This is a genomic window from Maridesulfovibrio frigidus DSM 17176, from assembly GCF_000711735.1.
In the GTDB taxonomy this organism is placed as follows: Bacteria; Desulfobacterota; Desulfovibrionia; order Desulfovibrionales; family Desulfovibrionaceae; genus Maridesulfovibrio; species Maridesulfovibrio frigidus.
The window spans coordinates 20,712-41,249 of record NZ_JONL01000009.1 but is presented as its reverse complement, the minus strand read 5'-3'; the positions used below and the strand labels follow the sequence as shown (position 1 = coordinate 41,249).

Sequence of the window (20,538 nt, the reverse complement as noted above, 5' to 3'; positions counted from 1 at the left end):
AGCATTAGGTACAACTGCGGTGTTTTTTATGTGTATTGTCTTGTAGTGCTCTTATCTCTCTTAATAACCCTCCAAAGTTATGAAAATTATTTTCCTCTATATTTGTAAGAACTTTCAATAATGTTTCTTCGGCATTTCTGTAGAATGCTCTGTCCAGCTTGTCATGATGAATTTCCGCTCCGGAGTTATCCAGAATAGTTTCAGCGCGTTCGTCAGGATTCCAACTTATATCGCGTCCTTTCCATTCTGGAATGCCTTCAATTTGGCTCGCATTGAATACGTTTGCGTAGCGCAAAATAGGTCGTGCAAGAGGAACTTCCTGCATGCTTACTTTGCCATTCTCATCGCGCACCGGCTTACCTTGCTCATCTTTGATCACTTCTGGGCGATTCAATTGCCAGAATGCTACTGTTTCAGATTTAGCTTTTTTTACCTGACACTCTTGTGATGATGCTTGTTTGTAGGTCATGAATCTGGGATCGTTAAGCCCCTCCTTGCCGAGCATTACCTGATTGCCTCCCCTGTAAACTGTCCCAGAAACAGGATTGAATGCCGGTTGATATTCACCCGCCTTTCATGGACGGTGCCAAGGGGCAGTTCTTTTTTTTAGATCCTCAATCATCGTTTCAGCAAAACGCTGATGGTATGGTGTTTTAGATTTAGCCATAATATCACCTGCCCTCGTTTTGCTCTTCTGCCAGATCAAACGAACCGTCCTCAGCATCTTCAACGGAGAGAGCTTTTTCTTCAAACACTCCCATGTATTCGGCAACGTCAGGATCAACTTACAATTGCCGCGCTGGAATTTTCGGTTGCGTTATGTAGATTTTCCGAGCCTCCTGAGCTAGATATTCGTCGTTTTCGGGCATAGTCCTATCCTCCAAATTAAAGGTTAAAACGAGAATGCCCTTTTGCATTTCTTTCGCGTCAATCAATCCGAAATATCTACTGTCAAAACTACTTTCGGTGTGTGTGGACAGGACAAGGGCTTTGCCTTGAGGAATAAGATTCGAAGTGAGCAATGAAGGAAGATTTCTGCCATGATTGTCATGGTTTTTTAGGACGCTTGAGGAGAGAAGAAATCCGTTGATGTTAATCCCTTCAAGCGTAACTTCAACTTTATCTCCTGTTGTTCCGGCACTATTTTTCAATAGTGGCCGTGTGTCGTAATGACCAAGATATTTACGATCAAGCGAAATTTTAAAATATGGATTGTCTTCACGGAGGCTAAAAGTAACCAGATCGCCTTTGGTCGGCTTGCCGGGAATAATCTGGTAAATGCCATGGGGCATGGAATCGGTGAAATTGACGCGTTAGCCCGCAAAGTGGATTACGTAGATGATGGCTGTTAGATGGCAACAGAATGAAATCAGGATGATATTTTTCATGCGGAGACTCCCTGAACATTCTTGGTCCAGTAAGTCCTGCGCAGGACCAGATTTTAAATTAGCCTGATGAGTGGCCGTAAGGGGGTTGATTTTTTATGAGGTGGGACAAAATTCGCTTAAAGTGGGACAAAACATGCTTTTACAGAAGGATATCCCATAAAAAAAGGGTCCACAAACAATCGTGAGATTGTTCGTAAACCCTTGATTTAACCGTGGTACCCAGAACGAGACTTGAACTCGTACAAGCCGAAGCTCGAGGGATTTTAAGCCCGTCGGAATAATAACTGCCAATTGTGACTTAACGTTCCTAACCGCTTTGAATCCAAAAGATTCATAGTGTAATATCCTGTCCTCACGGTCACTAGCGTTTATTAGTGTACCTATAAAAAGTGGGACAGGAGTGGGACAGAAATGAGCACCAAGAGTTTTGAAGCAACTAAGTATACCGGAGTTAGATTTCGCAGTCATAAAACACGCAGGCATGGAGTTCATCCCGATAAGTATTTTGTGATCAGGTACAAGGTCAATGGCAAGCTGCGTGAAGAAGGACTCGGATGGGCTTCCCAAGGCTGGTCTCCAGCAAAAGCTCATAAGATCAGATCCGAAGTAACTGCGAATATCAAGCTCGGTGTCGGTCCGCAGTCTCTCGGAGAATTCAGAGAGATCAAAGCCGAAGAGCAGAGAGTGAAAATTGTTGCAAGTAAGGCTCGGAAACCTTTCTCCGAAGCGGGGGAGGCATACATTGAAGAGTACGCCAGAAACAATAAGAAGAGTTGGAAGCATGACCGCACCCGCTTCAAACTTCACCTCGTGCCGGTCATTGGAAAAATTAGTCTTGATGATCTGACCTTCCAGCATATTGAACTTCTCAAGAGTTCTGTCACAGGGAAGGGGCTTGCTAAGGCAACGGTTGTGCAGTGTCTCGCTCTTACGAGGCAGATTTGTAATTACTCTATTCAAAGCGGATGGTTGAACGGAGCTAATCCGGTTAAGGGAGTTAAGTTTCCCAGAATCAATAATCAGAGGCTCCGCTACTGTGCTCTTGACGAGGAAACTGCTTTTTTCGAGATGGCTGTTCAAAGGCGATACCTTGATTGCCACGATATCTGCTTGCTCAGTCTTTATACCGGCATGCGGATGGGAGAAATTTTTGCTCTTACTCGGCAGGACATCGATCTTGTTGAGAACAGAATCATTATTAAAGGCGAATCCGGTGCTGACGATGGACCCAAGTCTGGAAGAAGCCGAGTTGCCTACATCACTGAAAAGATAAGGCCGGTGTTGGCAACGAGAATTCCTGATCTGCTCAGTATGGAGTCCTTGCTGTTCCCCGGTCCTTCCGGTGATATGCGGAAAGAGATCGGAGAAAACTTTGCAACTCTGATGAAGCATCTCGGATGGAATAAAGGCGTTACTGATCGCCGGTTGCGTTTTTGTGCTCATTGTTTTCGTCATACTTTTGCTTCCCGTCTTGTCGCCAAGGGTGTTCCTCTTCCTGTTGTTCAAAAAATGATGGGCCATGCTACTATTCAGACCACTATGCGCTACACTCATACTCATGATGATCAGTGCCGGAATGCCGCTCAACTGCTGGTTTAAACCAGCGGGTTAGATTCCTCTATGAACCAGTCAACAAACGGTTCGCGGGTGTAGAAAACTTTACGATTACGTTTAAATCGTCCTTCTAAAGGGCCGGTACCCTGACAATCCATCTTGCGCATTGTTTGGGCCTTGATGAGTCCACCTGTATATTTTTCTACGCCCTGTCTGCATAGAATCGGGGGGAGGGTGCTTAGAAGGTGTTCTTTCAATTCGTCTTTTGTCATGTTGCTGCTCCATTAAAAGCCTAGTTTCTGTTGCTGCACACTAAGCGCGAGGATTATGCTCAGCAGTTCCATCTAATCCGCATAGAAGTTCTTGAATTGCTGTTAAAGCTTCTTGACCCTCTTTGCGGATTCTTTTTTTATCATTACTACTCAGCTTACCCTCTTCAATTGCCTGCCCGTAGACAGCTATGAGTTCGCCGAATTCTTTAACGGCTTTAACAAGACTTGTGTTGGAGCAGTTCTCTTCAGGTACTCTTATGAAAAGTCCGCCCATACTTGCGGCAAGGTGGTGCATCGGAGCATCTGAACGGCAAGCCTTCATCAATGGTTCAAGAAGGTCTGCTCCAAGCTTGTGGCTAGTATTCTCAGAGTTCAATTCATTCATAAGAACATGATATTTTTTGCTAACCATCTCCGCTACAGCACGAGCTCCGATATCTGAATCAAGAACCATTTTCCGAACTATATCTATGAAGCTCATGTGATTACTCCTGAAATTTACGCCGCTATTAACGTGACCATGAACCAAAGAGAACGTATTCTACATCCGGCTGTTTTCTATTTATTTAGTTTTAGGCTTAGGTCCGGTTTTTTCTCTGCTACGGATAGGAATAAGATCTGCTGGCATTTCGTATTCATCGCGGAGGATATCAATATATTTTTGGGGACATTCTCCACCACGAATAATCGATGATACCCGCGCAGGGGTTAGATCAAATCTTTTTGCAAGCTTCACATTTGTAAGCCCAATATTTTCCATCCATGCACGTCTCAAGAAGTGAGTTGGAATAGTTTCAGTAGTAAAGGATGCTTGCGCTGAGTCGCCAGTTTGGTTAATCATCAATGTAACCTCAATCAGTTGAAGGTTTTTTTAATATATGCGTGTGTTGATTTAAGAGATAATGTAAAAAGTTTGCCATAGTCAACAACTTTTTACAAAAAACTGGTGACATTTTACATGAAAAGTATTGTTCAACGATTTTTGGCGGTTAAAGAGGCTCTTGATATTAGCAAAGCTGATTTTTGCCGTGGAGCTGAAATATCTACAACCAGCTTAGATAACTATATTAATGGGAAAGGAGCTCCGAAGGCTCTTTTCTTGGCTAATATTTGTAATAAATTTGGTGTGGACGGAACATGGATTCTTACCGGAGACGGGGAGATGTTTCGTAAAGATGAGGTTGGTGATCCTGTAGTCCTTCGGATGCGTGAAGCAGAAAGGCTGATAAAAGAGCATGGAGAAGTTGGGCTAGAGATTGTTCGCCTTACTTTAGGAACATCTGACGAGACTTCCAAGAGTGATCCGGGTGTCTGTGATGAAAAAATTGCATCTGGATATTAAGAAGATCTGATTGGCCTACATGGTGTAAAGGCATGTGGGTCAATTTTTTTTGACTAAAAATAGTATGATTTTGGTTATTGCATTTTAATTTTAATCTTTAAAATATTCACATAAATACGCTTAGCTCTAGTTAAGGATATGCATAATATAATGAAGAAATATTTAGCAGTTTTACTCTCACTTTTCTTTCTTGTTGGATGGGGTGATGTGTCTTTAGACACATCGTCTGAAAAAGAATTCAAATCCTCCGCTGGTGCTCTCATAAAAGATATGAGTGTTGCGGATAAAGATGCTCTCCGGAAGTCCTTTGCAACCATTGTTTCTAATGGTGAGATCAAACGCTTAGGCTCAGATGTACGTCTCCCAGAAGTTTATGCGCTTGGACAGCAGCAGGAAGCATGGGGCGACATTTTGTTTATGAAAAGGCTCAAGGAGCTTGATGGATTCACCGTCGAGCAGATTAATGACCGCGCTGCTGTGATCGTGAAAGAACAACATGATTATGAACGTCTACGCGAACTGGAAAGGCTCCGAAAAAAGCTGAAACAATATTCTACTGAACTTGAAGAACTTAAAAAATGCAATGCCGCCCGAGAGCAGGCAAAAGCAGTCATCCCTAAATTGAAAATAGAAAAGACATATGTCTTAAATGAACTCATGAGTGTTACTGGCAAACCGATGGGGAAAATTGAATCAGCCGATGTTAAAGTTTCTATCCACAACAATAGTGGAAAAGACATTCAGTCCATCAAGCTTAAATTTCAACTAAAATCTGGAGACAGGCAGGCGCAAGACGATGAGGTATTCAAACTTACTACTCCTATCAAAGCTGGGCAGAGCGATTCTCTCGAATACAATGTTGGGACACATTTTTCGTCGTTGAAGCTTTTACCGAATCAGGTCGAAGTTTTGGTTGTTCCGATCAAAGTGGAGACTGTGGAGTCTGCGCGATATGTGAATAAGCATTTTTATAAGACTGAGAGTGAGTATTTAGGGGTGATTCGGGGTGTTGAGGGGCGGATTGGGGCGTTGGAAGGGGAGATAGTTGGAGGTTTGTATGAAAAGTAATGCATTATATTACCCATATATAAATGTTCCGGATGCTAAATGGCTTTATAAGGTCTTGTTATATTGGGATAAAGTTATGTCAATTGTTCCAATGGAATATTACTATCACCCTGATATGTATACTCCTTTTATGTTGCAATTAGTTCGAAACGAATTGGTAGTACCAGTAACCCCTGCAGGTAAAATATCAAGTAGGGAGTTTGATAAGTTTTTCCATTATGCTAAGCGCACAGTCAGAAAGAAAGGGAGTAAATTCTTTGAAGGAAAAAGATTTACTGCTCAGGTGCATATGGAAAAATTAGGTGATTTGGGTGAGCGACTAGTAGAAATTGGAGTTGCAAAAAGTGATAACTATCCATGGTATGAAATGCCTCGCGGATTAGCTAATCATTTCATGAGTTTTATAGCCTTAAACTTGTCTCGTGATGAAGATATTATGGCTGACCCGGTTACTTATAATGGCTATCCTATTCAGAGATTAAGACAAAATTTTATGAAAACTCAAGTTAGGAATGAGCTTCTCGACTTTTTGTTACCTGTTCCTGATGAGCATATTAGCATCGATGATGTATTGTTTTTTAAAATGCAGCATGGAGATCTATTAACTCAGTTTAGAATATTTGTGGAACGAGAGGTGGATAAAATTTGTAGTATTTCAGATATTGAATGTGAGTATGAAGAGATAATTGACCAATCTAAATCAATTTTTGCGATCAAGTCTGCTGAAATTGAGGATGCTTTGCGCAGTAGGTGGAAAAAAATTGCATTTCAATATGTTATCCCACTCTTTTCTGTAGGTGTTACGTGTTCTTTGGATAATCCATCGCCGTTTATAGCTGCGGCAGGGACGATTGCACCAATGTTTGCAAGTAATTGTAAAGAGGTGAGTAAAGAACCTATGGCTTACTCTGTTTTTGCTAAAAGAACATTTTAATGTGCATGCTAATGGGGTGTTGCTATGCAGTTTGTATAGTTGCTAAAGTTTGCTGTTTAGATCAGATAAATTTATAAGCGCAGACTTTGTTTGATGAGCGTTTTTACGGTGTAGCTCCACTTGGATGATTTTGTCTAAAGTTTGTTATAGTTGTCTATATAATTAATTTTTGCAAATTTTCAAAGGCCATTCTAAAAAATGCTGCAGTTTAGACTGCAAACAGTCTAAAAGAGTCATTATGTACACTGTTGATACAGCGAGTCAGCTAACCCAGACTTCCATGCATCGCAACAAATTGGATCTTTCCCAAATAACAATCCTTCTTCAGTTAATGCGTTCGCCCTACACCCTAGAGAACATTTTTCTAAGTGAGCACATTTCTCGCATTCAGGATTACTTATAAACAAATCTTTAACTTTGATGCTAACTATTTTCCTCATAAAAGGATGTTCCCAGGCGTATTTAAAGGAATCAGTCAGCACATTAAGCATGTCGCCTTGCAGTCGACTTCCTGTAAATCCTGTGCATGGTAGTAAAGTCCCATCAGGCAGGAGATAAGGGGTGAATCTCAAGGCATTGCATGAATAAATGTCGTATTTTGTCGACAGTTCATTCCTCTTGTATCTCATGCTAGCCTCACTGTTAAAGAAAGGACCCAATTTAAGATTAAATGGTTTATTGTCTAATAACCACAACTCAAAGATATAGTTATATATATCCCTAGCTTCTTTAAAAGATATATGATTTGTATATTTAAGCCAATTTCCTGTGTTTTGTGGGACAGAAACTCTCCAAGTTTTGATTCCAATGTTTTTTAAAAATGAATACGTTTTCTCAATACTTCTTTTATTAAAGTTCGTTAAGCATGAAGAAATAATTACACTATATTCATGCCTCTTAAGTAGTACAATTTTTTCAACAACTAAATCCTCTGCATCTAAGCTCCTTCGCATCTCATTATGAAATCCAAAACCATCAAAACTTATCTGAAAATCAGTATTTAAGTTAATCTCTTTAAAGTAATGCAGATCGTGCTCGCCCACTAATAATCCATTTGTCATTATTAGTGGGATTCTAAAGTTAGCATTTAGCAAGAAGCTAATAATTTTATGGAGATCTTTTCTTAGAAATGGTTCTCCCCCTGTCAGGGAAACGGAATTTATATTAGACTCTTTAAGTTGAGAAATAATATTTAGGATTTCTTTTGTATTAAGCTCAATTTTTCTAAATTTATGCCCTAGGTAACAGTGTTTACAATTAAGGTTGCATCTTCCTGTTATAGACCACAAAAGTCCATGAACTCGAAAGGTAGATGCTATTTTATATCTTTGATAGTCTAATATGTTTGCATCAGAACTACAATATCTCGCAATGTTGTTATTGATAAATTGTTTAAGTATGCTGATGTGTTGTCCGTGAAATGCGAAAGAGTTAAAGTTAGTTTTGCCATTGCATGCACTAGCAACATGATATTCTTTGGGATTTAATTGCAATACCATCCCATCTTTAATGTTAACTAATGCATGGGGAAGATCTGTCCAACCTCTTAGTGTCCAGTTTTTTTTAAGAATTGCTTTTTGTGTATTCATAATAATATTAGCTCCACCGCATAAACTTTGTATACGATGGAGCAGTTGAATTATTTCAAAACACCAGCGATCGCTTTACACTCAAATCCTGATATGATGCAGTGTTTAGCTTGTACACTTGATTGGTCCCCAGATAGGGATTTATTTGCAACAGCTTTCTTTTTATCTTTCCATACGGAGTCACAGTCTTCTGTCGTGAAAGAGTATTTATACTCCGCCCCTATCGAAACAATTTTTTCAAAGACTTTTTGCTTTTCATCGTTATTCTCAGGTTCTTTGATTGACGTAAGCCTTTCGCCAAGTTTTTCGTTTTGTTGCGCAAGCTCAATAAATTCAATTAATTTTTTTCCAGACATTTCCCCTCCTTTTTAGGATTCATACATCCCAAGCTTAACAGGTTTGATTAATAATATTTAATTACACTCACAACCATTGTTAAAGGCAGCAACAAATAATCCGAAAATTAAACTTAGTTTCTGTTTTTTATATTATCGCGAAATAAAAGAATTAGTTTCATAAAAAATGTAAATAAATATAATAGTATTCGTAGATTCTATTGAGAGTAACTGATTTTTAAAATAATTCAAGTGTTTTTTATTAACTGGTTTGTATTGCGGTTTTTCTGCAGAAGAAGTTGAAGCGCCCTATAGACCCGGATATAGGGCGATAGGTTAAGGTTAGCTCATGCAGGAGAACCACTCATGATTAATCGAAAGTATTCAGAATAATTTAGGAAGTCTGCAGTTAAATTGGTCACTGATCTAGGATATTCTTTTAATGAAGCGGCTGATCAACTTGGTTACAGTTCGTGGTTAATCCGGTAATGGTTCAAAAAATATGGCAAACCGCTACTCAGAAAGTTTGAAGTGGATTATTGCTACCGCCCTTGCCATTCCCAACCTATTTAGTTAATCCTTAAATCAATCTTTTGATTAATGATTTAACAGCCTCCCGCTGGTTTTAAATCAGCGGGATTTTTTTGGTTTTTCAGCTTTGAGCTGGAGCCGTATATATAAGGATAGATGAAATATAATGGTAGCAATGAAAGCTAACGACCCACTTGGTATAGAGAACGATTTATGGGCGGCCGCTGACGCAATGCGTGGCGGTATGGATGCCTCCGAATATAAGCATGTAGCTCTTGGGCTGATTTTTTTAAAATATATTTCTGATGCGTTTGAAGCGAAACATGCCGAGCTTCTTGCCGATGAATACAGCGATGCGGAAGATTCGGAAGAATATCTTGCTGAGAATATTTTCTGGGTACCTAAAGAGGCTCGCTGGGAGAATCTTAAAAACAACGCGAAACAACCCACCATTGGTAAGCTCATTGATGATGCAATGATCGCCATTGAAAAATCGAACGATCCGCTTAAAGGTGTTCTGTCCAAGGACTATGCGCGTCCTTCGCTCAATAAACAGGTTCTTGGTAAACTTATTGATCTGTTCAGTGGAATCGGTATGGGCGATGCTAAATCGAAATCCAAAGATGTTCTGGGCCGGGTATATGAATACTTTTTAGGCCGTTTTGCCAGTGCGGAAGGGCGGGCAGGTGGTGAATTCTACACCCCTCGTTCCGTAGTAAATCTTTTGGTAAATATGATTGAACCGTTTAAAGGGCGTATCTATGACCCTTGTTGTGGTTCCGGTGGGATGTTTGTTCAGTCCGAAAAGTTCGTGCAGGAGCATGGTGGGCGACTTGGTGATGTTGCCATTTACGGGCAGGAAATGAACCATACCACATGGCGACTGGCTAAAATGAATATGGCTGTGCGCGGTATTGATGCTGATATCAAATGGAATGCCGAAGGTACATTTTACACCGATGCACACAACTCATTAAAATTTGATTTTACCCTTGCGAATCCTCCTTTCAACGTAAGTGATTGGGGCGGAGATACGCTTTCCGATGATGTGCGTTGGAAATGGGGAACACCTCCGGCTGGTAACGCAAACTATGCGTGGCTTTCGCATATTCTGCATCACTTGAAACCGACCGGAACAGCAGGCGTTGTTCTGGCTAACGGTTCCATGTCCACCAATCAGAAAGCTGAAAAAACAATCCGTAAAAATTTAGTGGATAATGACCTTGTGGACTGCATGGTAGCCATGCCCGGTCAGCTTTTTTATTCCACCCAGATTCCTGTCTGTCTTTGGTTTATGACCCGCAGTAAAAAGGCCAATGGCTTTCGCGGTCGTGAAGGAGAGATCCTATTCATAGATGCCCGCAAAATGGGTTTTCTTGTGGATCGTGTGCGTCGTGAGCTTACCGAAGAGGACATTAAGAAAATATCCGATACCTACCACGCATGGAGAGGTGAGGAAACAGCCGGAAAGTACGAAGACATTGCCGGATTCTGTAAGGCCGCCAAGCTTGAAGATGTTGCGGCTAACGACTATGTGCTCACTCCCGGTCGTTATGTTGGAGCTGAAGAAATAGAAGATGACGGCATCCCCTTTGAAGAAAAAATGGCTGAATTGACCGAGACTCTCTTTGCTCAGATGGAAGAGGGGCGGAAGCTTGATGTTGCTATTCGGGAGAATTTGAAGGGGTTGGGATATGGGGAGTGATTGGCGAAAAATAACAGTATCTGAGTTAATTGATGCTAAGGAAGCCGATCTTCAAACAGGGCCATTTGGAACTGTTCTCAAAGCTGAAGAGTATAGTTCTACTGGAGTACCGTTAATTTCAGTCCGCGAAATACGCAATGGTTTTTTCGAGCTAACTGACGCTACTCCTAAAATAGATGAAAAGACTATTGCGCGTTTACCCAAGTACGTTTTGCAACAAGGTGATATTGTATTTGGACGTAAGGGAGGCGTTGAGCGCAATGCTCTTGTTAATGAATCCCAAAAGGGGTGGTTTCTTGGGTCTGATGGAATACGCCTTCGGCTGTCTCCAATTAATGATTCTCGATTCATTAGTTATCAGGTAAGGCATCCTCAGACACGTCTTTGGCTTATTCAGCATGCGGCAGGAAGTACAATGCTGTCTTTAAATCAAAAAATATTAGGCAGGCTTCCTCTCGTTCTTCCCCCTCTTTCTGTGCAAAAAGCCATAGCCCACATCCTCGGAACCCTGGATGACAAAATAGACCTCAACCGCCGTATGAATGAAACGCTTGAAGCAATGGCTCAGGCTCTTTTTAAATCGTGGTTTATTGATTTTGATGGCTGTACTGAATTTGAGGAGAGCGAGCTTGGGCTGATTCCTAAGGGATGGCGGGTTGGTGAGCTTGGAAGTATTTCCGATATTTTGAATGGATTTGCTTTTAAAAGTAAAGATTACACAGAAACGGGCACATTTGTTCTTCGAACTAAAAACTTTTCCAATATGGGACATGTGACGTATTTAAAAGATGATGTTTATCTTCCAGAAATTTTTTTTACAACACATGAAAAATATCTGTGTAAGGACTTTGATTTTTTTCTTGTGATGGTTGGTGCCAGTGTAGGAAAAACTTCTACATTGTATTCCAATTGTCTCCCCGCTTTTCGTAATCAAAACATGTGGTGTTTTCGACCAAAAAGAAATTTTGAAGGGCGGTTTTATCTTAATAATACGGTTAAACATATAGTTAAATTGAATTTGCAAATTGCATCAGGGAGTGCTCGTAGTTTTTTTAGAAAGGGTGATTTTAAAAAGTTTTCTATATTGATTCCTGCAGATAGCGTTATTCAAGCGTTTGAAAATGAAGCAGGCGCAATATCTCAAAAAATATCAATGATCTATCAAGAAATTGACTCTTTGGCTAATCTTCGCGACACCCTCCTCCCAAAACTAATCTCTGGTGAAATTAGGGTTGGGGATGCTGAGAAGATGGTGGAGGAAGTTTTATGAGTTCCCTCAAACCTGTTGAAAAGAGACTCTTTGAAGAAATATTTGAAATGGATTCGGGGTACGTACTTGATTTTTCCAATGCCAGTTTTGCGGATTTTTTTATGAGCACACTCCTGATAGATATTTATGCCCAGAAATACGCTTTTATTGGCGAGTCTAAAGCTAAAAGACTGAAGGGATTCTGGGAGATTGAACCTGACACTACTGTTGCTAAGTGCCTTGAAGAATTGTTGGAATACTGCAACTTGTCGGCTTCATTGAATAGAAAAGTTATTCCTGAGGATCTATCAAAAAAAGCAATGGAAATAATAGGACGGTTGTCGGGACGGAAACCGCAAAAAGTTTCGACCGAAGATGAGTTCTTGAACCGGGAATATAAAAACATTTCATTGGGCCATATTGATTTGGAAGGTCCCCTTGTTCCTATCCTCCAAGCTAGATTGATTGAAGCTGGACATTGTCTGGAAAAAGCACCCCTTGCGACAATTTTTTTATGCGGTAGCATTTTGGAGGGAGTTCTTCTCGGAGTCGCCAATAAGAACCCCAAAGCGTTTAATCAGGCTCGCAGTACGCCAAGAAAAGACGAGAAGCCAAAACAGTTTCACGATTGGAGCCTTGCCCAATTCATTGATGTCGCTCATGAGTTAGGTTTTTTGGGTGAAGATATCAAAAAGTTTGGTCATAGCCTGCGTGACTTCAGAAATTATATCCATCCGTATTCGCAAATGCACTCTGGTTTTTCCCCAGATATTCACACCGCAAAAATCTGTTTGCAGGTGCTAAAAGCTGCTCTTGTAAGGCTTGGGGCAAGCGACAATTAATTGAAAATGGAGCCACCAGTGACTAAAACAAACGAAGACACCATAGAACAACTAGGCCTAGAACTCTTCTCCGACCTCGGCTACCAAACCCTGAACGGACAAGACATAGCCCCTGACAGTTCCAGTTCAGAGCGTTTAAACTACGGGGAAGTTTTCCTACTCGACCGCTTGAGAGCTGCGCTTACCCGCATAAATCCACATCTGGATTCAGAAGCCGTTGATGATGTTCTTCGTAAGCTTGAGCAAGTGGTGACTCCCTCACTGGAAGAAGAAAACCGCCGTTTGCATCAGATGATGGTTGATGGTGTGGACGTTGAAGTCACTAGAGAAGATGGAACCCTTGGCGGTGATAAGGCGTGGATTATAGATTTTGATAATCCTGATAATAATGACTGGCTGGCCGTGAATCAATTTACGGTTATTGAAAATTCGCATAACCGCCGCCCTGATATAGTTGTTTTCCTGAATGGTCTTCCTGTCGGAGTCCTTGAACTCAAAAATCCAGGTTCTGAAAATGCCACTCTTACAGGGGCATTTAATCAATTGCAGACTTATAAATTACAAATTTCTTCCTTATTCAGAACCAATGTTGTTCTCATTACCTCAGACGGGCTAAAAGCTCAGATAGGTTCTCTTACTGCTGGTCTGGAAAGGTTTATGCCTTGGCGTACGGTTGATGGACGCGAAATTATCAGAAAGGGCATGCCTGAGTTTCCTACTATGATTGAAGGTGTTTTTGATAAGAGCCGTTTTTTGACTTATCTTCGGGGCTTTGTTGTTTTCGAAAATGATGGAATGAAGCTTATTAAAAAGATAGCTGGCTATCATCAATTTCATGCAGTGCTTCATGCTGTAGAATGCACAGTGAATGCTTCCAGCCCTGCCGGAGATAAACGTATTGGTGTTGTCTGGCATACTCAAGGTTCTGGTAAAAGTTTACTCATGGTCTTTTATGCCGGACGCATTATTCTTCGCCCTGAGATGGCAAACCCGACTCTTGTCGTTGTTACCGATAGAAACGATCTTGATGATCAGCTTTACACTACCTTTTCAGGTTGTACCGATCTTATTCGCCAGAATCCTGTTAAGGCCGAGAGCCGCGAGCATTTGAAAGAGCTTCTTTCTGTTGCCTCTGGCGGCGTGATTTTCACTACTATTCAAAAATTTTCACCGGATAAGGGCGAAAAATACCCTGCACTGACCGACCGCCGCAATGTGGTTGTCATTGCTGACGAGGCGCACCGCAGCCAGTATGGATTTAATGCAAAGGTGTCAGCGGATACCGGGGAAATTTCATACGGCTTTGCAAAACATTTGCGTGATGCCTTGCCTAGCGCTTCTTTTATCGGTTTTACCGGAACTCCTATTGAGGCTACGGACGTTAACACTCCGGCTGTTTTCGGAAACTATATTGATATTTATGACATTCAGCGCGGCGTGGAAGATGAGGCTACAGTTCCTATCTATTACGAAAGCAGACTTGCCAGAATTGAACTTGATGAAGATGAACGACCTAAGGTTGATTCTGACGTAGACGAAGTTCTGGAAGGTTGCGAGAGTGCAGATTGCGAACGGCAAAAGGCTAAATGGTCACGCGTTGAGGCTTTGGTCGGAGCAGAAAAACGGCTCAAACTTGTTGCTCAGGATCTTGTAGATCACTTTGAAAAGCGTGTTGATGCTTTGCAGGGCAAGGGAATGATTGTCTGCATGAGTCGCCGCATCTGTGTAGATTTCTATAAAGAAATTGTTGCACTTCGTCCTGATTGGCATAGCGAAGATGATGATAAGGGTGTTCTCAAAGTTGTAATGTCCGGCTCGGCTTCAGATCCGCAGGATTGGCAACAGCATGTAGGTTCTAAAGCTCGGCGGGAACAGCTTGCAAGAAGAGCTAAAGATCCGAAGGATGAACTTAAACTCGTTATTGTCCGTGATATGTGGCTTACGGGTTTTGATGCTCCATGCATGCACACAATGTATGTGGACAAGCCTATGAAAGGGCATGGACTTATGCAGGCCATAGCCAGAGTTAATAGGGTTTTTAAAGATAAACCCGGTGGGCTTATTGTCGATTATATTGGGCTCGCTCAAAATTTAAAATCAGCTCTCACTCAATATTCAGACGGTGATCGGGAACAGACAGGGATTGATGAAGAAGAAGCCGTGGCTATTATGCTTGAAAAGTATGAAGTCGTTCGGGATATGTTTCATGGTCTTGATTATGCGAAGGCTGTTTCAGGTACTCCAAAAGAGCGTTTATACGCAATTGCGGAAGCAATGGAATGGGTGCTTGAAATGCAGCGTAAAGCCGCTGAGAAAGAGAGTGATGAAGACGCTAAAAAGAAGGCATGGAAAATCTATGCGGACGCAGTGCTGGCATTATCCAGAGCCTTTGCCCTTGCTTCTGCCAGTGATGAAGCCGCTCAAATTCGTGATGAAGTAGGATTCTTTCAGACTGTTCGGGCAGCCCTTGCTAAATCAACAGCTTCAACTCCCGGCGGTAAAACCAAACAGGAAATAGATTTCGCAGTTCAGCAAATTGTTAGCCGCGCAGTACAGTCTACCGAAATTGTGGACATCCTCGCGGCCGCAGGTATTGAATCTCCAGATCTATCCATTTTGTCAGATGAATTTTTGGCTGACTTAAAAGGAATGAAACACAAGAATCTAGCCTTTGAAGCTTTACGAAAACTTTTGAATGGGCAAATCAAATCCCAGTCCAGAAGTAACGTTGTAATGCAAAAGGCTTTTTCAGATCGTTTAAAGGATGCCATCAATCGGTATCATATAAATTCCATCACTGCTGCTCAGCTGCTTGAGGAACTTATCAAGCTGGCAAAAGAGATTCGCGAAGCTAAAAAGCGTGGCGAAGAGCAGGGGCTTTCAACGGATGAAGTCGCTTTTTATGATGCTCTGGCAGAAAATGGCAGTGCTCGGGAAATAATGGGCGACAAGCAATTGCTGGTTATTGCTCATGAGCTGTTGAAGAAAGTTAAAAGCAGTGTCGGAGTAGATTGGACACATAGCGATAATGCCCGCGCGCGAGTTCGTGTTCTGGTTAAGAAAATTCTTCGTAAATATGGATATCCACCGGACATGCAGGCTGATGCGGTTAAAACAGTTCTTCGGCAGGCAGAAGTTCTTTCGGCTCATTGGGCAGCAGGGAATTAAAATCAGGAGCCTTTATGCTTTGGACATCAAATAAGAAATATCAACCGCTCCCTTTTTCAAAAGAGAAAGATCTGGAAAAGGCGATTCGGATAGTTGAAGCAGATCTTTTTGGCACTGACCGGATTTATCTAGATCCTAAAAAGAAGATTGGCGCGGCAGGTAAGACTAATAATATACCGGATGGCTATCTGATTGATCTGTCCAGTACGCGCAAGCCAATTCTATATGTAGTTGAGAACGAACTTTCGCAGCACAATTATCTAAAACATATTGCCGTTCAAATTCTGGAATTCTCCCTTTCCTTTGAGTCTTCACCTCATACTGTGAAGGCTATAGTTAAGGACGCTCTTTCAAAAGATAAAGACAAATGGGATAAGTGCGAGAGCTTTGCCCAGAAGAACGGATTTGATAATGTAGATTTTCTTCTGGAATCTATGATTTTCGGAAAAGACAAGTTTCGTGCGCTAGTCATAATTGATGAATGCGTTGAAGAGCTCGAAACTGTTCTGGTTAGCCGTTTCAAGTTTCCTGTCGAGATTTTAACCCTAGAGCAATACGCAGACGGAAAAGACACCGCTTATCGTTTTAATCCATTCCTAGCGGATGTTTCAGCAGATCTTTCCGATGCAGGGCAGGGCCGCCTTGATCTTTCCGAGATAGATACCATTGTTGTTCCTGCACGAGAGGAAGGATTCCAGGAAGTATTCCTTGGTGAAAACAAATGGTACTCAATACGCATCCATTCCAGCATGATTTCGCAGATCAAATACCTAGCAGTCTATCAAGTCGCTCCGATTTCAGCCATCACACACATTGCCCCCGTTGAACGAATCGAGCCGTGGAAAGACAGCGGCAAATACGCTGTTATCTTTTCCGACAGTGCAACTAAACTCGAAACACCGATTTCGTTAGTAAGCAAGGGCAGAGTCAAGGCTCCGCAGAGTCTGCGTTATACCTCGAAGGCAAGGCTTGATGGGGCTGTTACTTTGGATCAGGTGTTTTAGAAATGATTTTTAGCTTGAATGATCGTCTTTTTGAATCGGAAAAAGAACGAAATTTATATGCAAAATTTTTTGCTGGATATTTCTTGAATGAGCTTGTTGCTGGATACGAAGAAAGGGTTACAAGTTTATGTAACCAATTATCGAAATCTATTAAGGAAAGTATTAAATTAACAAATCCGCACATCAGTTTTGATAACCATGCTTATCTGTTGAGCAAGAATACAGATAAAGGCGAATTTGCAGATGTTTTGCTGCAAGACTCTTATCGAAAAATATTTGTATCAATTGAAGTAAAATATCTAAGTAACTGGAGTGTTGAAAATGATTTAGTAAAAAATCTAGATAGACTTGATAAGATTAAAGAAGATCATCCAAATTACAAGTTTTATTTCTTTCTTTTAGTCAGCAAAACTAAGTGGGAAGCTGTTATGAAAATGAGGAATAGTGTTGCTAGTAACTACAAAAAGTATTTAGCAGAATATTCTGATAAGGTTGGTATTCTTTTTTGGGAAGATTTAGTTGCCCTTTGTGCAAATCAAGAGGTCGTAAGATATATGACCGAGCGATTAGAATTTGTTAATGCTCCGCGAGAAAATAGAATGTTTTTGAAATAAGATATTCTAAGTTTTGCATGGAAAAATTACTGTCGAAGTCCTCTTCCGTTCTGCCGTTTTTAACTCTCTGGCTGGTCGTTTTCGCGGCTACAGTAATATATCCGTTTAGATTGTTGTACACTTCAGAAAAATATTAATCCCCGCTCATCGCATTTTTTATAATCACACATATTCCCTTTCCCTTTTTTTATCGTCACATTGAGTCCTGCGATAGTTGTTGCTTTGTCAATTGCTGTGATCTGGTGATTTTAATGCTAGGTGGTGCAGAATTTCATGCAAAGACTTGTGACAAATAATTTCAATTTCAAAAAATCATAGAATTCTTCGCATAAGCATTATTGGTTTTTATTTTGAAATGAATATTTGCGATAAGTAAAACATTTCTTTTCATTACAATGTGCCTCACATTAGCCCGGCTAACGAGATTCAACGAGACTTTTCACGACTTTCCAAGACTCAACAAGAATTAGCGAGACTTAACGAGAATCTACAAGAATCTACAAGAACTAACAGGAATAATTAAATAAATTGCAAAATTCTCGGTAAATCGCTTATACTCTTGCGGAGTCCGAAGGCAGGACAGGTAAGGTAGGCCCACTTTTTCAAAGTGGACGACCTTACGCCCTGCCCAGCCTTGCGGCTGAGGTGGACTTATTCGCCTGCGGCTCAACGTAAGAAGCTAAGACAGTCCAGTAAGGAGATGGAATTCGTGCCGAGTAATAAGAAGGTCATAAAAGCATATGTCTCTGAAGAAGAGCACATGAAAGTCAGTGCCACTGCAAAGCAGTGCAGTCTGTCCATTTCTGCTTTTGCGAAAGCTGTTTGTCTTGGGCACGAAATTAAGAGCCGTGAGGATCAGCAGGCACGCCGGGAGTTGTTAAAAATTAATGCTGATCTTGCTCGACTTGGTGGCCTTCTTAAAATGTGGATTCTTGATGACGACAAACACCGGCTTGATGTTGAAAAGTTGCTTGAAGAGTTGAGGCTGCGTCAGAAAGAATTATGTGAAAAGGTTTGGTCGTTATGATCAGTCGAAGAATTTCCTGCAAGCCTCAAAATGATAACTACGGGCGACTGGCCAATTATATTACTGATGCCAAGAACAAAGGTGAGAAGACTCTTTATTCTTGGAATGATGGATGCTGGGCCGGGGATAATTATCAACTGGCGGTTCAAGAAGTATTGGATACTCAGGATCTGAACCAGCGCACGAAGAAGGAAAAGACTTACCACCTGATAGTTTCTTTCAGACCGGAAGATGAAGCTCTGTTGACGCCAGAGAAGTGTAAGCAGATGGAAAAGGAATTTGCCAAGGTTTTAGGATTTGAAGACCATCAGCGTCATTGTGGCGTTCATAAGAATACTAACAATATTCATATGCATATTGCTTATAATATGATTCATCCTGAAACTCTCACTAGGCATGAACCCTACCGGGACTACTTTAAGCGTGATCGGCTACACCGTGAGCTGGAACAGAAGTTTGGTTTGAAGTTTGATAATGGTCGGCAAAAGGATCTGGAACCGAAGCGCAGTAACGATAGGGCTGATACTTATGAGGCACATTCCGGACAGCAGTCTTTTGATTCTTATGTGAAAGAGCGTAAGGACTTTATTTTCAAGTCACTGGATAGCGCACAGAATTGGCAGGATTTCCATAACTCGCTGGCGCAGATAGGCGTTGAGGTTAAAGCTAGAGGGAATGGCTGTATCATCAAAGACAAGCATTCCAAAACTGCCGTTAAAGCTAGTAGATTGGATCGAAATTTTACCAAGGGAAAGCTTGAAGCCAAGCTCGGTCAATATCAAAAGCCTATTGCCGCTGTGCAGAGCATAGATGAGAAGGAAAGGTATGTGTCGCGTCCGCTTCATAAAAAGCGGGGAGAGCTTTACTCTCAGTATCGTGAGGCCATAGATGGCAGGAAGAAGGCTTATGAGGATATCAAAGTTGAGCAGGATGAACGATGGAATAAAGCCACAGCATTATGGGGAAGCAAGATCAAGGAAATTAAGTGTGAACGTAAACTTAGCTCTAAAGACCGGAGCAGATTGCTTGCCGTAGCAGCAGGCAAGAAAACTGAAAATCTTGAAGCAATAAAGGCGGATGTTGCAAGTCGAAGGGCAGGTCTTAGAAAGCTGACACCGTTCAATCGTTGGAATGACTTTTTGAAATGGAAGGCTGAAAATGGAGATGAAGTTGCTTTGCAGGTCTTACGTTCTAGGAAGGAATCTATTGAAAACAAGCCGCAGGCTGAGTTTGTGAAAACAGATCCTTCAACACCAAACTGGAAGCTGAAACAAAGTCAAATTCGTGTGGATTCTAGCCTGGCCTGGAAGGACAAGCGCAAGCTGTTATCTATTGCTAAAATGCTTCAGCTACAAGCCGAGGAAAAGAAGAAATACTTCGTTGCTCAAAGGTTTCAGCGCAAAGATAAAGATAGTGATCTAAAATTGGGTAAACCTGCGATGAAGAACATAAGCTGGCGTGTGGATTCATCCGGCAATGTTCTCTATACGTTGAAAAGCGGTGGCATGGTTAAAGATAACGGTGATAGTATTTTCTTCAGTATGAATGACCCGAAGGCCGGAATAGTCGCAGAGAAGCTTGCTAAGCATATGTTTGGGCCTAATGTTTTGATGGAAGGGAATGAGGTTTGCCGTAAGAGAGTTAAGCTCACAAAGACGACAGGAATAGGGCGTGGGCGATAGATAAGTTGCTTTGATATGGTTTCTTTTATTTATTTGTTGTTATTTAAAAAGGGTTTGACGTTGTATTTTGTATAATATAATTCATAGTATTCTTGTTTGATTAAGAAGATACTGATTTTTTAAGTAACTGTAACTCATGGATAACTAGAAATTATGGATTGCAAATCATGTTTCGATAGGGTTGGAGTTAGGCAGCGCCTTCAACGCTTTTTAACGGAAGATTCAAAGACCCCT

Annotated in this window: 18 protein-coding genes and 1 pseudogene; 12 read left to right on the top strand and 7 right to left on the bottom strand. The window is 41.3% G+C overall.

Annotated elements, in window-relative coordinates; all coding sequences use genetic code 11:
- Positions 1-4: 4 nt before the first annotated feature.
- Positions 5-538: pseudogene (locus tag BR06_RS0116205) on the bottom strand (ArdC-like ssDNA-binding domain-containing protein); the annotation flags it as partial.
- Between the two features lie 247 nt (positions 539-785).
- Entirely contained in the window at positions 786-1,292 is a 507-nt protein-coding gene (locus BR06_RS19390; RefSeq protein WP_235727748.1) for a S26 family signal peptidase, read from the bottom strand.
- A gap of 507 nt (positions 1,293-1,799) precedes the next feature.
- On the opposite strand from BR06_RS19390, the gene BR06_RS0116185 reads away from it, so the two are divergent.
- Positions 1,800-2,987 (top strand): tyrosine-type recombinase/integrase, encoded by a 1,188-nt coding sequence (locus tag BR06_RS0116185; protein ID WP_031484928.1) that lies wholly within the window; start codon positions 1,800-1,802, stop codon positions 2,985-2,987.
- Here the strand turns inward: BR06_RS0116185 and BR06_RS0116180 are convergent.
- The 3 genes from BR06_RS0116180 to BR06_RS0116170 form a co-directional block, all read right to left on the bottom strand.
- Positions 2,984-3,214: a hypothetical protein gene (locus tag BR06_RS0116180; RefSeq protein ID WP_031484926.1), complete on the bottom strand. Its 231-nt coding sequence runs from the start codon at positions 3,212-3,214 to the stop codon at positions 2,984-2,986. The genes BR06_RS0116185 and BR06_RS0116180 overlap by 4 nt on opposite strands.
- 40 nt (positions 3,215-3,254) lie before the next feature.
- The gene (locus tag BR06_RS0116175) at positions 3,255-3,695 is read right to left on the bottom strand and encodes a phage regulatory CII family protein (RefSeq protein WP_031484923.1); all 441 of its coding nucleotides are present in this window, start codon (positions 3,693-3,695) and stop codon (positions 3,255-3,257) included.
- A gap of 81 nt (positions 3,696-3,776) precedes the next feature.
- Positions 3,777-4,055 (bottom strand): helix-turn-helix domain-containing protein, encoded by a 279-nt coding sequence (locus BR06_RS0116170; RefSeq protein ID WP_031484922.1) that lies wholly within the window; start codon positions 4,053-4,055, stop codon positions 3,777-3,779.
- A 117-nt stretch (positions 4,056-4,172) separates the two neighbouring features.
- On the opposite strand from BR06_RS0116170, the gene BR06_RS0116165 reads away from it, so the two are divergent.
- The 3 genes from BR06_RS0116165 to BR06_RS0116155 all read left to right on the top strand — a co-directional run bounded on the left by BR06_RS0116165 (position 4,173) and on the right by BR06_RS0116155 (position 6,558).
- The gene (locus BR06_RS0116165; protein ID WP_031484920.1) at positions 4,173-4,556 is read left to right on the top strand and encodes a helix-turn-helix domain-containing protein; all 384 of its coding nucleotides are present in this window, start codon (positions 4,173-4,175) and stop codon (positions 4,554-4,556) included.
- Between the two features lie 150 nt (positions 4,557-4,706).
- Positions 4,707-5,624, top strand: a complete 918-nt coding sequence (locus BR06_RS0116160) for a hypothetical protein (RefSeq protein WP_031484918.1) — start codon at positions 4,707-4,709, stop codon at positions 5,622-5,624.
- Positions 5,614-6,558 carry a hypothetical protein gene (locus BR06_RS0116155; RefSeq protein ID WP_031484916.1) on the top strand — a complete coding sequence of 315 codons (945 nt, stop codon included), beginning with the start codon at positions 5,614-5,616 and terminating at the stop codon, positions 6,556-6,558. The genes BR06_RS0116160 and BR06_RS0116155 overlap by 11 nt, the downstream gene beginning before the upstream one ends.
- A gap of 236 nt (positions 6,559-6,794) precedes the next feature.
- On the opposite strand, the gene BR06_RS0116150 is transcribed toward BR06_RS0116155, so the two are convergent.
- Positions 6,795-8,147, bottom strand: coding sequence for a radical SAM/SPASM domain-containing protein (locus BR06_RS0116150; RefSeq protein ID WP_031484914.1), 1,353 nt, complete (start codon positions 8,145-8,147; stop codon positions 6,795-6,797).
- A 50-nt stretch (positions 8,148-8,197) separates the two neighbouring features.
- Positions 8,198-8,503 (bottom strand): Nif11 family protein, encoded by a 306-nt coding sequence (locus BR06_RS0116145; protein WP_031484912.1) that lies wholly within the window; start codon positions 8,501-8,503, stop codon positions 8,198-8,200.
- 676 nt (positions 8,504-9,179) lie between these two features.
- Between BR06_RS0116145 and BR06_RS0116140 the strand changes: the two genes are divergently transcribed.
- From BR06_RS0116140 to traI, 8 genes are all read left to right on the top strand, one after another.
- Positions 9,180-10,718, top strand: a complete 1,539-nt coding sequence (locus tag BR06_RS0116140; RefSeq protein ID WP_031484910.1) for a class I SAM-dependent DNA methyltransferase — start codon at positions 9,180-9,182, stop codon at positions 10,716-10,718.
- Positions 10,708-11,988: a restriction endonuclease subunit S gene (locus BR06_RS19890; protein ID WP_051677141.1), complete on the top strand. Its 1,281-nt coding sequence runs from the start codon at positions 10,708-10,710 to the stop codon at positions 11,986-11,988. The genes BR06_RS0116140 and BR06_RS19890 overlap by 11 nt, the downstream gene beginning before the upstream one ends.
- Positions 11,985-12,809 carry a hypothetical protein gene (locus tag BR06_RS0116130; RefSeq protein ID WP_031484906.1) on the top strand — a complete coding sequence of 275 codons (825 nt, stop codon included), beginning with the start codon at positions 11,985-11,987 and terminating at the stop codon, positions 12,807-12,809. Before BR06_RS19890 ends, BR06_RS0116130 begins: the two co-directional genes overlap by 4 nt.
- A gap of 18 nt (positions 12,810-12,827) precedes the next feature.
- Positions 12,828-15,977 carry a type I restriction endonuclease subunit R gene (locus BR06_RS0116125; protein WP_235727747.1) on the top strand — a complete coding sequence of 1,050 codons (3,150 nt, stop codon included), beginning with the start codon at positions 12,828-12,830 and terminating at the stop codon, positions 15,975-15,977.
- A gap of 14 nt (positions 15,978-15,991) precedes the next feature.
- Positions 15,992-16,981, top strand: coding sequence for a hypothetical protein (locus BR06_RS19385; protein ID WP_034603085.1), 990 nt, complete (start codon positions 15,992-15,994; stop codon positions 16,979-16,981).
- A gap of 2 nt (positions 16,982-16,983) precedes the next feature.
- A complete protein-coding gene (locus tag BR06_RS0116115; protein ID WP_031484900.1) occupies positions 16,984-17,595 on the top strand; it encodes a hypothetical protein in 612 nt (203 codons plus the stop codon).
- A 700-nt stretch (positions 17,596-18,295) separates the two neighbouring features.
- Positions 18,296-18,622: a plasmid mobilization protein gene (locus BR06_RS0116110; protein ID WP_034603084.1), complete on the top strand. Its 327-nt coding sequence runs from the start codon at positions 18,296-18,298 to the stop codon at positions 18,620-18,622.
- The gene (gene traI / locus BR06_RS20780) at positions 18,619-20,304 is read left to right on the top strand and encodes a TraI/MobA(P) family conjugative relaxase (protein WP_235727746.1); all 1,686 of its coding nucleotides are present in this window, start codon (positions 18,619-18,621) and stop codon (positions 20,302-20,304) included. Before BR06_RS0116110 ends, traI begins: the two co-directional genes overlap by 4 nt.
- Positions 20,305-20,538: the final 234 nt, after the last annotated feature.

Bases quoted from the DNA above. Each gene is read 5' to 3' on its own strand.
- BR06_RS19390 (WP_235727748.1), bottom strand. From the start codon at position 1,292: ATGCCCCATGGCATTTACCAGATTATTCCCGGCAAGCCGACCAAAGGC.
- BR06_RS0116185 (WP_031484928.1), top strand. From the start codon at position 1,800: ATGAGCACCAAGAGTTTTGAAGCAACTAAGTATACCGGAGTTAGATTT.
- BR06_RS0116180 (WP_031484926.1), bottom strand. From the start codon at position 3,214: ATGACAAAAGACGAATTGAAAGAACACCTTCTAAGCACCCTCCCCCCG.
- BR06_RS0116175 (WP_031484923.1), bottom strand. From the start codon at position 3,695: ATGAGCTTCATAGATATAGTTCGGAAAATGGTTCTTGATTCAGATATC.
- BR06_RS0116170 (WP_031484922.1), bottom strand. From the start codon at position 4,055: ATGATTAACCAAACTGGCGACTCAGCGCAAGCATCCTTTACTACTGAA.
- BR06_RS0116165 (WP_031484920.1), top strand. From the start codon at position 4,173: ATGAAAAGTATTGTTCAACGATTTTTGGCGGTTAAAGAGGCTCTTGAT.
- BR06_RS0116160 (WP_031484918.1), top strand. From the start codon at position 4,707: ATGAAGAAATATTTAGCAGTTTTACTCTCACTTTTCTTTCTTGTTGGA.
- BR06_RS0116155 (WP_031484916.1), top strand. From the start codon at position 5,614: ATGAAAAGTAATGCATTATATTACCCATATATAAATGTTCCGGATGCT.
- BR06_RS0116150 (WP_031484914.1), bottom strand. From the start codon at position 8,147: ATGAATACACAAAAAGCAATTCTTAAAAAAAACTGGACACTAAGAGGT.
- BR06_RS0116145 (WP_031484912.1), bottom strand. From the start codon at position 8,503: ATGTCTGGAAAAAAATTAATTGAATTTATTGAGCTTGCGCAACAAAAC.
- BR06_RS0116140 (WP_031484910.1), top strand. From the start codon at position 9,180: ATGGTAGCAATGAAAGCTAACGACCCACTTGGTATAGAGAACGATTTA.
- BR06_RS19890 (WP_051677141.1), top strand. From the start codon at position 10,708: ATGGGGAGTGATTGGCGAAAAATAACAGTATCTGAGTTAATTGATGCT.
- BR06_RS0116130 (WP_031484906.1), top strand. From the start codon at position 11,985: ATGAGTTCCCTCAAACCTGTTGAAAAGAGACTCTTTGAAGAAATATTT.
- BR06_RS19385 (WP_034603085.1), top strand. From the start codon at position 15,992: ATGCTTTGGACATCAAATAAGAAATATCAACCGCTCCCTTTTTCAAAA.
- BR06_RS0116115 (WP_031484900.1), top strand. From the start codon at position 16,984: ATGATTTTTAGCTTGAATGATCGTCTTTTTGAATCGGAAAAAGAACGA.
- BR06_RS0116110 (WP_034603084.1), top strand. From the start codon at position 18,296: ATGGAATTCGTGCCGAGTAATAAGAAGGTCATAAAAGCATATGTCTCT.
- traI (WP_235727746.1), top strand. From the start codon at position 18,619: ATGATCAGTCGAAGAATTTCCTGCAAGCCTCAAAATGATAACTACGGG.